The sequence below is a fragment of the Frederiksenia canicola genome, from assembly GCF_011455495.1.
GTDB lineage: Bacteria > Pseudomonadota > Gammaproteobacteria > Enterobacterales > Pasteurellaceae > Frederiksenia > Frederiksenia canicola.
The window spans coordinates 1174677-1187292 of the sequence record NZ_CP015029.1 but is presented as its reverse complement, the minus strand read 5'-3'; the positions used below and the strand labels follow the sequence as shown (position 1 = coordinate 1187292).

The following is a 12616-nucleotide window of genomic DNA, read 5'->3' as shown; positions in this document are numbered from 1 at the left end:
CTACTTATATTTTTGTTGTTTTTGTGCCAACCACTCGGAACAGAACAAGGCAATTAACGAAATCACAATCGCCACCAAACAGAGCCGTGCAGCTGCCAGCTCGCCATCGGGGGTTTCAATGAAGGTGTAAAGTGCAGCGGGAATGGTTTGGGTTTCGTTCGGGATATTCGAGACAAAGGTAATAGTTGCTCCAAACTCACCAAGAGAACGAGCAAAGCCCAATACTGCCCCTGAGACAATACCAACAAAAGAGAGCGGTAAATTCAACGTGAAAAAGACTTTCAACGGACTAGCCCCTAACGTACGAGCGGCTTGTTCAAGTTTTGGATCAATATTTTCAAAAGAAAGTCGGATTGCCCGCACCATCAACGGAAATGCCATTACCATTGACGCCAGCACTGCACCACGCCACGAGAAACTAAACGAAAAACCGAACCATTGCCAGAGTAGCTGCCCGATCGCCCCTTTTTTTGCCATCAGTACCAACAAAAGGTAACCGATAACGACTGGCGGCAAGACAAGCGGTAAGTGAATAATGCCATTGAGCAAATTTTTGCCCCAAAAATTTTTACGAGCAAGCAGCCATGCCACCGCAATCGCAAAAGGCAACGCCAAAAGAATCGCGACCGATGCAATTTTCAGGCTAAGAAAAATGGCATTGAGTTCTTGGGAGGTAAACGAAAAAAACATAATAGTAGGATGGGTCTTGCTCCACCAAAAATGATTAAAATGACATGGTGGGTCAAGCCCCCCCTGCTTAATGTAAACTATTTTACAAGTTTAAAACCCGCTTTTTCAAATGCCATTTGAGCAACTGGGCTTGAAAGGTAGTCAAGAAAACGTTTTGCTTCGGCTTTTTCACTCAACGTTGCGGCAGGATAAACTACTTTGCCATAGCTTTCTTGTGGGAACTCTGCCACTACTTTCACTTTATCGCTAATTTTAGCGTCCGTTGAATAGACAATACCTAACGGCAGCTCTCCCCGTTCAATGTAGGCAAGCACTGCACGCACATCTTTCGCTTTCGATAAGCGATTTTCCACATCCGCCCATAACCCTAAGTTTTCTAACGCTTTTCTCGCATAACGACCAACCGGCACGTTATCATCGCCTACCGCTAAGTAGCTCTCACTAATCACAGATTTAAAATTGATCTCTTTCACACTAGCCACGTTCAAAGTGCTTGCACTAGGTGCAATTAACACTAAGGCATTTTCAGCTAACACTCTGATATTTTTGGTCTTTTGCGGTTGTTTTTGTGCAACATAATCCATCCATTTTTGATCAGCAGAAACAAATAAATCCGCTGGTGCGTCCTGCTCAATTTGTTTCGCCAATGTTGACGATCCAGCAAAAGAGAAAGTTAAAGAGTCCTCGGGATGTTGTTTTTTGTACTCATCACCGATTTGTTGTAATACATTGGTCATTGACGCAGCAGCAAAAACCGTGATGTTTTCCGCTAGTGCTACAGTAGAAACCAAGCCAAATGCGGTAGTTAGTGTTAATTTAAGTAACGCTTTTTTCATTTTTAGTACTCCAAGAAAGGGTTAAAATCTCGATATATAATAAATTATATAATGATAAAAAGCGAGTATGCTTTTAGAATATCTACAAAAATGCGGAGTGAACAATGCAACAAACTGAAATTTTGCTAACGATTAAGTTACAGCAACAACTTTTTGTCGATCCTAAACGAGTGCGACTACTTAAAGAAATTCGCCAAAGTGGCTCAATTAATCAAGCCGCAAAAAATGCCAATGTCAGTTATAAAAGTGCATGGGATCATTTGGAAGCGATGAATGCTATCAGCCCGAAACCGCTGTTAGAACGCAACGCTGGTGGAAAAAATGGCGGTGGCACGCAGCTAACACATTATGCCGAGCGTCTGCTGCAACTCTATGATTTATTAGCGAAAACTCAAGAGAAAGCGTTTGAAATTTTGCAAGATGAGCAAATTCCGCTCGATAGTCTGCTCTCTGCTACCGCAAAATTTTCCCCGCAAAGTAGTGCCAGAAATCAGTTTTTCGGCAAAGTGAAACGCCTTGATGAAAAAGGCGTACATTGTGATGTGATGATCGAAATTGCAAATTTCCCTGAGAATCTGACCGCTTGTATCACCGAATCAAGCCGCCAACGGTTGCAATTAGCTGAAGGCAAAGAAGTGATGTTGATGATTAAAGCCCCGTGGCTAACATTGCACACGCAAGAACCAAATCTACCAAACCGTTTTATCGCAACAGTTTGTGAAATTATTCAAAAAGGGGAAACCAATGAGGTGGCATTAGAGGCAGGCAATGTGGAATGTTTTGCAACTGTCCATCATGAAATGCCATTAGTCGCAGGCGAAAAAATTTGGGTAAGTATCGACCCAGAACAGATTGTGTTGTTAGCATTGTAGCCCGAAGCACTTCGTTCTTCGAGCTACAAGCGGTCAGTTCTGCCTAACATTTTGCAATTATGAACGTAATCCCACTCCTTTTTCGATCAAATAATACGCCCATGAATAAAGCACAATGATTAGCAATCCTAGCACGCCGAAGGTATAGTAAATTGACACATCGCTGATACCGAGAAAGCCATAGCGGAAGCCGCTGATCATATACACAATCGGGTTAAATTGTGATACCCCTTGCCAAAATTCAGGCAAGAGATTGATCGAATAAAACACGCCGCCAAGGTAAGTCAACGGTGTAAGAACAAAAGTCGGGATAATACCAATATCATCAAAAGTATTGGCAAAAACGGCATTGATCAAACCACCTAATGCAAAAGCAATTGTGGTCATCAGCATCGTTAAAATAATCATACTCCACGAATGAATATTAAACGACATAAAGCACAATGTCACCGCCGTGACTAGCACCCCAACAAAGATCCCACGCATAATGCTGCCCGCTACATAGCCCCAAATAATGGTATGAGTTGAGAGTGGTGAAACGAGTAATTCTTCGATATTACGCACAAATTTGCTCAAGAAAAAAGACGATGCGGTATTGGTATAAGCCGCAGTGATCGCCGACATCATAATCAGCCCAGGGGCAATAAACTGCATATAACTTACGCCATTCATCTCGCCAATGCGTTTGCCAATCAGTGTGCCGAAAATCAGGAAATAGAGCGTTGTGGTGATGATGGGTGGCACTAAAGTTTGTCGCCAAATCCGTAGCACACGTTTGGTTTCTTTTGTCGCTAATGTGTAAAAACCGATCATTTACTTTCCTTATATCGCATAAATAGTTCTTCTAAACGGTTTGATTTGTTGCGTAAACTTAACACTTCGATCTGTTGGGTAGTAAGCTGTTGGAACAAATTATTCAGCCCTTGTTGGCGTTTCACCTCGACTTCTAAAGTCGTTTCATCAAGCCATTCGAAGGGGTAATTTTCAATTGTAAGCGGTCGATTTTCCGCTAAATCTAGCAAAAAAGTTTCCGTTTCGAGCTTGGCAAGCAGAGCTTTCATTGAGGTATTTTCAATCAGCTGCCCTTGTTGAATAATCCCGATATTACGACACAAGGTTTCCGCTTCTTCCAGATAGTGTGTGGTTAAAATAATGGTTGTGCCTTGTTGATTAAGCTCACGCAAGAAATCCCAAAGGCTGCGGCGAAGTTCAATATCCACCCCAGCAGTTGGTTCATCTAAAATCAATAATTTCGGACTATGCATTAACGCACGGGCGATCATCACCCTCCGCTTCATACCACCTGACAGCTCACGGGTTAAGGCATCACGTTTGTCCCACAACTCCAACTTGCGTAGCCAATATTGTGCTCGTTCCAACGCTAAAGAACGATCAATACCGTAAAAGCCCGCTTGGTTGAGCAGAATATCGATTACTTTTTCAAATTGATTGAAATTAAACTCTTGTGGCACCAAGCCAATTTGTTGTTTTAATTGAACTTTTTGCGTATCTAAATCGTAACCAAATACCTTCACCGATCCGCTCGTTTTATTCACCAACGAGCTGATAATACCGATAGTGGTCGATTTCCCTGCCCCGTTATGCCCAAGCAATGCGTAAAAATCCCCCTGCTCCACGGTCAGATCAATCCCCCGCAATGCCTGCACACCGGTTTGATATTGTTTTACTAAGTTTTTGATTTCTAGGGCTTTCATATTTAATTGATTTCTTATTTGTAGAGGTGGACCTATATGTCCGCCCGTAAACATATGAGTAAGATCTTTGCTACATTCAACTGCTTGTTGCAAACGGACACAGAGATCCGCTGCTAAAAGGTCATAAAAAAGAATTTCTTTTCTACTCCGCCACTGCCCTTACTGTTGCTTCATCAATTTCGGCATCGAATGCATCACGTAGTAGTTGTAGTTTTTCATCGGCAAACAAGGCATTTTTTGCATCTAGCGTGAGATTTTCAAAAATCTGACGGCGAATTTCGAGCGGAGTTTTGTGTTCACTGCTTTCGCCTAAGGTTAATTGATATTTTAAGCCCAGTTTAGTTAGTGCTTCGCCAAGAAACTGCAAGGTTTCTGGATTTTGTAAATGTGCCATGGCAGGCTTCAATACAAGCTGCAATTCGTTCTCTTGACGACTAGCGAGATAGCTGTTTAAGGCGACTTGGCGAGTAAGCCCACCTAGCTGTAACCGTCCAACAATATTACTCCATTCATCTTGCTCACATGCCAATTCGATGGTTTTTTTGACTAATTCAGGGGTGCGTTCTTGCAAGATCGCTAATTTGATATCGGACGGTTTTGGTGCGTCGTCTTGCGTTTCTAATTCAGGATTCAGCCACGTCCAACGGTAATCCTCCTCTTTTTTCTGCGGCTCATTTTTAGTTTCTGCAGATGGCTGGTGAGTGGGTTGAGCACCCAATTTCGCAAAACGCTCTTGCAAATTTTGTGTTTTCTTCACCGCTTGTGGAAGGACTACGGGGTCAGGCTTTTTTTTTTCGGCACCTGCTAAAGTGGCATCGAGCTTGCTCAACGCACGCAATGCCATATTCGCTTTTGTCAGTGTATCTGTTGGATTATCCGATTGCGTTTCAGACGTTTGAACAAGCTGCGAAGCGGTCGGTTTTGCGGCAGGATTTGCAAATTTTTCATCGGATCTGACCGCTTGTGTAGGCGGCGGAATCTGAGCTTGTGTTTGCGTTGGCTGATTTTGGCTCAACCGCTCACGCAGCTGGGCGATCTGCTGAGTAGAATTTGATGCCGGCTGCGTTTGTTGGCTCATAGCAGGCTGAGTTGGATTGACGATTTTATCGGCATTTTTCGGGTGAAACGCCAAAGCACGCAAAACGGTCATTTCCACGCCAACACGTTGCTCAGGAGCAAAAGGTAGCTCCTTTTTGCCCGTAAGCATCAGTTGATAGAAAAATTGCACATCTTCAGGCGGCAGTTGGCGAGCCAAAAAATGCAAGGGGCTATCTTCTTGGGCATGATGTGGCAGCAGTTGCAACATCGCAATTTGGTGCAACGTTTCTGCCACGTCGCTCAACATTTGTTGCCAATCTACGCCTTTTTTGGCGACAGATTGAATCACTTTCATCGCTTTTTCGCCATCGGCAAGGGCAAGGGCTTGAACCAATTCAACAGGCTGATGATCGTCAATCAGCCCCAACATTGTACTGACAATTGGCAAGGTAATATTGCCATTGCTAACGGCAATCGCTTGGTCGGTCAGGCTGAGAGAATCTCGAATACTGCCTTGTGCCGCTTTGGCAAGCTTGTCCAAAGCGGTTAATTCATAAGGGATGTTTTCTTGATTGAGAATGAACTCAAGGTGATCACGAATTTGAGTTTGATCTAATGCACGCAAATGAAATTGCATACAACGCGACAAAATCGTAATCGGTAGTTTTTGCGGATCCGTGGTAGCAAGCAGGAATTTGACGTACTCCGGCGGCTCTTCCAAGGTTTTCAGCAAGGCATTAAAGCTGCTGCGAGAAAGCATATGCACTTCGTCAATCAGATAGACCTTAAAACGTCCAACCGTTGGTTTATATTGCACATTGTCAAGTAGCTCTCGGGTGTCTTCCACTTTGGTGCGAGATGCGGCGTCGATTTCGATTAAGTCGATAAAACGCCCTTCTTCAATCGCTTTACAATTCGCACACTCACCGCAAGGATCCTCGGTAATCCCCGTTTCGCAATTCAAGCCTTTGGCAAATAATCGGGCAATCGATGTTTTACCCACGCCACGCGTGCCCGAGAAAAGATAAGCGTGATGTAGCCGATTTTCTCTCAAACCGTTTTCAAGAGCGGATAAAACGTGTTGTTGCCCAACCACTTGGTTAAACCGTTGTGGTCGCCATTTGCGTGCAAGAACTTGATAGGACACAGGATACCTACTTTTCGTGAAAATTAATGACCGTCAAAACTCACTAAAGTGAAAGATTTGATGCCCGCTTCAGCTAAACGCTCTGCCCCTTTTAATTCTGGTAACCAGATCACAAAAGCCGCATTTTCAACGGTACCTTCTAAACGGCGAATGAGTTTTGCGGTTGCTTCAACGGTGCCGCCAGTTGCTAATAAATCGTCAATAATCAATACATTATCGCCTTTTTGGATCGCATCGGTGTGGATTTCTAACGTATCTTCGCCGTATTCCAAGGTATAAGATTGCGAAATCACCGCACGCGGTAATTTCTTCGGTTTACGTACTAACACAAACGGTACGCCTAAGGCTAACGCCACTGGTGCCCCAAAAATAAAACCACGGGATTCGGTACCAACAATTTTGGTGATGCCTTTACCTTTAAACTCAGTAACAATCGCATCAACAGAGGCTTGGAAAGCCTCCGGTACTTCTAATAATGAGGTAATATCACGGAAAATAATGCCTGTTTTTGGATAATCAGGAATGGATTTGATCGAGGATTTGATTAAATCAAGTTGGTTCATTTTCAACCTTCTGTTTAAATGGAAAAATAACCTTTGGAATGTAGCAAAAATCCCTAAAATTACAAGGAAAAAATGAAACAAGCGGTAAGTTCCAAAACAAAATTTGCAAAACCCTGTCTAAAATTAACCGCTTGTAAGCCTAGACTTTACTTTCAAACTTTTTCGGTACGATAAAAATCGCTGGCAGAGCGAAAATCAGCATTAGCCAAAAACTAAATGCAGGGGAAATTTGATAAACCAAACCAGCAATAAAGGTAAACAACGCCATCACCCCACAGCTTGCCCAACTAAAATAGAGAGCTTGCAGTTTGGCATTGTGTTCAACGGGTTGTGTGGAAATATAACGGATCATAGCATAATGCCCCATTGCATAAGAAATGGCATGCAATAGCTGAGCAGCAAACAGGATAGCAAACTGATTAGTCGATGCCAAAATTGCCCAACGGACCATTGCCCCCAAGGCAGCAAGAATGATCAAGTGTTGCGTTTTCCACGCTTTAAATAGCTTATTCGCAAAAAAGAAAAAAGTGATCTCTGCGACAACGGCTGCTCCCCATAAAAAACTGGTGTGGGTAGTTGAAATACCGCTGCTTGTCCAATAAAGCGTACTGTAGGCGTAATATGCGGCGTGCGAAGATTGAATTAACGAAATCGCAATCAACATTTTCAACGTCGTTGGTACTTTCATCAATGTCAAATAGCCCACGTCGCTAGCAGATTGATTGTCGTTTTTGCTATTTTCCACAAATTTTTGGCTTGGGTTGAAACTAATCCCCACACCAAGAAACACTAGCCAGCCGATTAGAATCCCGATAATCGCACTTTCACCTAACCAACCAACTAAATAGCCTGTGGAAATTGAACCAACCACAAACGCCACCGAGCCAAACAATCTCGACCGCCCGTAGTCCATTCCAATTTGCTGTTGATAGGTCGATGAAATGGTATCAGCAATCGGCATTGAGCCACCGTTAAAAATATGGAACACTGCAATCGCAGGTAATAACAGCCAAATCGAACCAACTGCCCACGCCACCACAAACAGCACGGCCACCGTTGCCCAAGTGAGAAAGCGGTTAAGTGGGATCAACTGGTTAGGATTTTTCACCGAACGTGAGAAAAACATCGCCCCGACAAAACGGAATAGATAACCCAAAGCAATCAGCAAGCCGATAATATCGGTGTCGTAGCCGTGGTATTTCAGCCATACGGGCAAAAACGGCAACAACACGCCAAAAGCGGCATAAAAGCCGAAGAAGTTAAATGCCGACCATTGAAAAGGAGATAATTGAAAAAGGGATAATTTCATCATAGTAATTTTTCCAACTCCTCAGCTCGCTTGATTGCGGCGTGCATCGCTTGATCAACGGTTTTGGTTAAGTCATTTTGCTCAAATACCACCAAAGCCTGTGCCGTCGTACCGCCTTTGGAGGTCACATTTTCTCGCAAAGTGGCGATCGGCAAATCAGGATTTGCCACCACCATTTTTGCGGCCCCCAGTGCTGCCGCTTGCACCAGTTGGCGGGCATCTTGCTCACTAAAGCCCATGTCGACGGCCGATTGCTGCATCGCTTCCATAAATCTAAAGAAATAGGCTGGACTACTGCCTGTGATCGCAATGATATGATTTAGTTTAGTTTCTGTTTCAACCCTGTAACAGCCGCCGACGGCCGAAAGCAAGGCTTCGGCGAACTGACAAGCGGTCGGTTCCACCGATTTTTTTGCAAATAATCCCGCCATGCCTTCGCCAATTAATGAGGGTGTATTCGGCATCGTGCGAACGATATTTTTCGCTGTTGGCAAAAGCTGTTCCAAACGAGCCACGGAAATGCCTGCTGCCACAGAGATCACCCATTTTTCGCTAAAATCAACATCGGCAAACTCGCTACACACTTCTGCCATCATTTGTGGCTTCACCGCCAAAATCACCACATCCGACAGCTCGACCGCGTGGCGATTGGTGCTATCCACATTCAGTCCCATTGCTCGTAACTGCTCTCGGCGTGCTTGGTTGCTTTTATTGCAAGCGGTCATTAATCCTGCTGGATAGCCGCTTTTGACTAAGCCTGCGATAATCGCAAACGCCATATTCCCCGCCCCGATAAACGCAATTTTCTTCTGTTGCATCCTATTTTCCTCATGATGAAATTCTGCCTACACCGTAAGTAAGGGCAGAATTTAACATTTTGCAAATCGTTTAAATACCGTAAAATGCCCGCTATTCTACGCTATCACAAGGAATTCCTAAATGTTTTGGTTCAAAAATGCCATGATTTATCGGCTCACCAGTCCCCTTTCACTCGACAGCAACACATTAGAACAACAACTGCAAGACACCCGTTTTCACCCTTGCCAACAGGGCGATATGAGCAAATTCGGTTGGTCAAACCCGCTTGTAAGCAGCGAATTACTCCATTTCTGCGTCGGGCAACAATTTTTGCTTGTGTCGCATAAAGAAGAAAAACTCCTACCCGCCACGGTAATTAAAAAAGAGACCGAAAACCGTATCGACACCTTAGAACAGAAAGAAAATCGTAAGCTGAAGAAAACCGAAAAACAGGCCATTAAAGACGATGTGATTGCGATGTTGTTGCCACGAGCATTCAGCAAACATCAATTTACGGCAATCTGGCTCGATTTAGATCGCCAACTGGTTTATGTTGATGCGGCTTCAGCCAAACGGGCGGAAGATACGTTAGCATTGCTGCGTAAAACGCTCGGTTCGCTGCCAGTGGTACCGATTTCTTTCGCTCAAACACCCATTGATGCAATGACCGCCTGGCTAGCCAAGGGCGAAACACCGCATTGGCTAACATTATTAGAAGAAGCGGAGCTAAAATCGTTTGAGACTGACAGCATTATCCGTTGCAAACGACAAGATCTCGAAAGCGAAGAAATTGCCATTCACTTAAATTCGGGTAAATTTGTGACGCGTTTGGCGTTGGAATGGGAAAATCATTTCAGCTTTGTACTCAACGAAGATGCTACCCTCACCCGCCTAAAATTTGCCGATGAAATTCGGGAGAAAAATGATGACATTCTGAAAGAAGATATCGCCCAACGTTTCGATGCAGACTTCCTGCTGATGACGGAAGAATTGCGCCTGTTCACCGAAAAATTGAGCGACACCTTAGGCGGCGTGAAAGAACGTTTATAAGCGAACAAGCGGTCAGATTCTGATGATTTTTTGCAAAATTTTTTCACAATCTGACCGCTTGTTTTGGACGGGCCATGTATGATCCATTCGCTGATATAAAAGAGGGATTCGCAAGATTCCTGTTCAATCGGATTTATGGGACAATACCGAAAATTTTAGGAACTCAACAATGGAAATTTACTTAGTTGGCGGTGCGGTGCGGGATAAATTGCTTGGCTTGCCCGTCAAAGATCAAGATTGGTTAGTGGTGGGAGCCACGCCCGAAATATTGTTGGCACAAGGCTATCAGCAGGTGGGCAACGATTTCCCCGTTTTTTTGCATCCTAAAACCAAACAGGAATACGCCCTCGCTCGTACCGAACGCAAACAGGGCAATGGCTATAACGGCTTTATTTGTGATTTCACTGCCGAAGTCACTCTTGAACAAGACTTGATTCGCCGTGATCTGACCATCAATGCTCTTGCTGAAGATGCAAACGGTCAGATTATTGATATTTATGGCGGCTTGGCGGATTTAGAACATCGTCTGCTTCGCCACGTTTCACCCGCATTTAGTGAAGATCCACTACGAGTGTTGAGAGTTGCTCGCTTTGCGGCACGTTTTCATTCCCTTGGCTTCCACATTGCCGATGAAACAGTAAAATTAATGCAAGAAATGACCGCTTGTGGCGAGCTGGCACATCTCACTGCCGAGCGAGTTTGGCTCGAAACCCAAAAAGCCTTTGCGACAAATTCCCCTCATATTTATTTCCAAGTGCTGCGAAAAGTGGGGGCGCTGGCGGTGCTATTTCCAGAAGTGGATGCACTTTTTGGCGTACCACAGCCTGAAAAACACCACCCTGAAATTGATTCGGGCGTACATACCTTATTGGTGTTGGAACAGGCAAAAAAGCTTGCCAGCCAAGCCCACGATCCTGAAAGCATGCTATTCGCAGCGTTGTGTCACGATCTCGGCAAAGCCTTGACGCCCAAAGATATCTTGCCCCATCACTACGGACACGAGCAAAAAGGTGTCGCCCCAACAGCAACGCTTGCCAACCGCTTGAAAGCCCCAACCCACACCAAAGATTTTGCTAAATTGGTGGCAGAATTTCATACACACACGCACAAAATGACCGAGCTTCGCTCTAACACCGTCTTGAAGTTATTCAATAAATTGGACGTATGGCGAAAACCTGAACGCTTTTTCGACTTTTTATTGGTGTGCGAAGCGGATAGCAAAGGGCGATTAGGTTTCGAAGATCGTGAATATCCACAAGCCGAACTTGCCAAACAGTATTACCAAGCCGCAAGTGAAGTGAGCGTACAAGCGGTTATTGCGGACGGTTTTCAGCAAGCGGAGATCCGTAAAGAATTAGACAAACGCCGCCAAGCGGCGATTCATCAACTTAAACACGAACTCAAGCAGGAGCAATAATGGCCCCACAAACGATTTTAGATTTTTGGTTTAGCGAAATCACCCCTGCCGAATGGTTTGGCAAAAGCGATGCGTTTGATAACTTGATCCGTGAACGCTTTGAAGCCGTAGCTGAAGCGGCAGCGAAAAGTGAACTAGACGATTGGCGGGAGACGATTGAAGGTCGCCTTGCGGAAATTATCGTGCTCGATCAATTTTCTCGCAATTTATGGCGTGATACACCACGGGCCTTTGCTCAAGACCCAATGGCGATGGCTCTAGCTCAAGAAGCGGTGAAACACCCTGATTATCAAACCTTGCCAGCGATTCAACGCAAATTTATTTTAATGCCGTATATGCACTCGGAATCGGCAAAAATTCATCAACAAGCGGTCGAACTATTCAAAGCATTAGACGATGATTACACTTTTGACTATGAAATTCGCCATAAAGAAATTATTGACCGCTTCGGACGTTATCCGCACCGCAATGAAATTTTAGGTCGCCAATCGACGCCTGAAGAGATTGCTTTTTTGCAGCAACCTGGCTCATCCTTCTAATTAACAAGCGGTCAGTTCCTTGCCATTTTTTGCACATCCTACTCGCAAAAAAATCACTGGAACTGACCGCTTGTTGCAACAAAAACGGGCATTCGCCCGTTTCTGTTTACTCGTACTCTTCTAACCAGATGGTCAAAATTGCTTCTAAAATATGTTCGTTTGATGCTTCTGGATCATCATCAAAATCGTCCATTTCAACGATCCATCGGTGCATATCGGTAAAGCGAACGGTAGTTGGGTCTAAATCTGGATTCATATCATATAGATTTTCAGCGATCATTCGCACATCTGTCCATTTCATTAGTGTGCTGCCTCATTTGCGTGGTTCAAGTTATATTTTGGAATTTCGACCACCAAATCTTCCGTGCCAACAACACATTGACAAGAAAGGCGGCTATCGATTTCTAAGCCCCAAGCCTTATCGAGCATATCTTCTTCTTGCTCTGAGCTTTCGTTAAGGGAGTCGTATCCTTCGCGGATCACAACGTGGCAAGTGGTACACGCACAAGAACAGTCGCAAGCATGGTGAATTTCCACGCCCGCATTGTGAGCCACTTCAAGCAAGTTCTCACCTGGCTCTGCCTCTACAACCATACCCTCTGGGCAAAATTCTTCGTGGGGAAGAAAAACTACTTTTGGCAT

Annotated in this window: 14 protein-coding genes; 4 read left to right on the top strand and 10 right to left on the bottom strand. The window is 44.4% G+C overall.

The features are described from left to right. Positions 1 to 690, bottom strand: coding sequence for a molybdate ABC transporter permease subunit (gene modB / locus A4G17_RS05860; protein WP_123956516.1), 690 nt, complete (start codon positions 688 to 690; stop codon positions 1 to 3). Positions 691 to 767: 77 nt separating this feature from the next. Continuing rightward, on the bottom strand, positions 768 to 1526 hold the full coding sequence (modA, locus tag A4G17_RS05855) for a molybdate ABC transporter substrate-binding protein (protein ID WP_123956518.1): 759 nt from the start codon (positions 1524 to 1526) through the stop codon (positions 768 to 770). Between the two features lie 104 nt (positions 1527 to 1630). On the opposite strand from modA, the gene A4G17_RS05850 reads away from it, so the two are divergent. Beyond that, a complete protein-coding gene (locus tag A4G17_RS05850; protein ID WP_123956520.1) occupies positions 1631 to 2398 on the top strand; it encodes a TOBE domain-containing protein in 768 nt (255 codons plus the stop codon). A 57-nt stretch (positions 2399 to 2455) separates the two neighbouring features. Here A4G17_RS05850 and A4G17_RS05845 read toward each other — a convergent pair whose 3' ends face one another. The 6 genes from A4G17_RS05845 to proC all read right to left on the bottom strand — a co-directional run bounded on the left by A4G17_RS05845 (position 2456) and on the right by proC (position 8988). Next, on the bottom strand, positions 2456 to 3211 hold the full coding sequence (locus tag A4G17_RS05845; RefSeq protein ID WP_123956522.1) for an ABC transporter permease: 756 nt from the start codon (positions 3209 to 3211) through the stop codon (positions 2456 to 2458). After that, entirely contained in the window at positions 3208 to 4113 is a 906-nt protein-coding gene (locus tag A4G17_RS05840) for an ABC transporter ATP-binding protein (RefSeq protein ID WP_123956524.1), read from the bottom strand. Before A4G17_RS05840 ends, A4G17_RS05845 begins: the two co-directional genes overlap by 4 nt. Positions 4114 to 4255: 142 nt before the next feature. Beyond that, positions 4256 to 6298 carry a DNA polymerase III subunit gamma/tau gene (gene dnaX, locus A4G17_RS05835; RefSeq protein ID WP_123956526.1) on the bottom strand — a complete coding sequence of 681 codons (2043 nt, stop codon included), beginning with the start codon at positions 6296 to 6298 and terminating at the stop codon, positions 4256 to 4258. A gap of 23 nt (positions 6299 to 6321) precedes the next feature. Beyond that, positions 6322 to 6861 (bottom strand): adenine phosphoribosyltransferase, encoded by a 540-nt coding sequence (gene apt / locus A4G17_RS05830; protein WP_123956528.1) that lies wholly within the window; start codon positions 6859 to 6861, stop codon positions 6322 to 6324. Between the two features lie 139 nt (positions 6862 to 7000). After that, complete coding sequence (locus tag A4G17_RS05825; RefSeq protein ID WP_236940991.1) at positions 7001 to 8173, bottom strand: 3-phenylpropionate MFS transporter; 1173 nt, start codon at positions 8171 to 8173, stop codon at positions 7001 to 7003. After that, positions 8170 to 8988: a pyrroline-5-carboxylate reductase gene (gene proC / locus A4G17_RS05820; protein WP_123956530.1), complete on the bottom strand. Its 819-nt coding sequence runs from the start codon at positions 8986 to 8988 to the stop codon at positions 8170 to 8172. The genes A4G17_RS05825 and proC overlap by 4 nt, the downstream gene beginning before the upstream one ends. A 121-nt stretch (positions 8989 to 9109) precedes the next feature. Between proC and rdgC the strand changes: the two genes are divergently transcribed. The 3 genes from rdgC (at position 9110) to A4G17_RS05805 (ending at position 11974) form a co-directional block, all read left to right on the top strand. Next, entirely contained in the window at positions 9110 to 10018 is a 909-nt protein-coding gene (gene rdgC, locus A4G17_RS05815; protein ID WP_123956532.1) for a recombination-associated protein RdgC, read from the top strand. 169 nt (positions 10019 to 10187) lie between these two features. Next, a complete protein-coding gene (locus A4G17_RS05810; RefSeq protein WP_123956533.1) occupies positions 10188 to 11435 on the top strand; it encodes a multifunctional CCA addition/repair protein in 1248 nt (415 codons plus the stop codon). Beyond that, a complete protein-coding gene (locus A4G17_RS05805) occupies positions 11435 to 11974 on the top strand; it encodes a DUF924 family protein (RefSeq protein ID WP_207948541.1) in 540 nt (179 codons plus the stop codon). The genes A4G17_RS05810 and A4G17_RS05805 overlap by 1 nt, the downstream gene beginning before the upstream one ends. A gap of 106 nt (positions 11975 to 12080) precedes the next feature. Here the strand turns inward: A4G17_RS05805 and iscX are convergent, their stop codons facing one another. Together iscX and fdx are read right to left on the bottom strand one after the other, a co-directional pair. Next, the gene (iscX, locus tag A4G17_RS05800) at positions 12081 to 12275 is read right to left on the bottom strand and encodes a Fe-S cluster assembly protein IscX (RefSeq protein WP_123956537.1); all 195 of its coding nucleotides are present in this window, start codon (positions 12273 to 12275) and stop codon (positions 12081 to 12083) included. Then, positions 12275 to 12616, bottom strand: a complete 342-nt coding sequence (gene fdx / locus A4G17_RS05795) for an ISC system 2Fe-2S type ferredoxin (protein WP_123956539.1) — start codon at positions 12614 to 12616, stop codon at positions 12275 to 12277. Before fdx ends, iscX begins: the two co-directional genes overlap by 1 nt.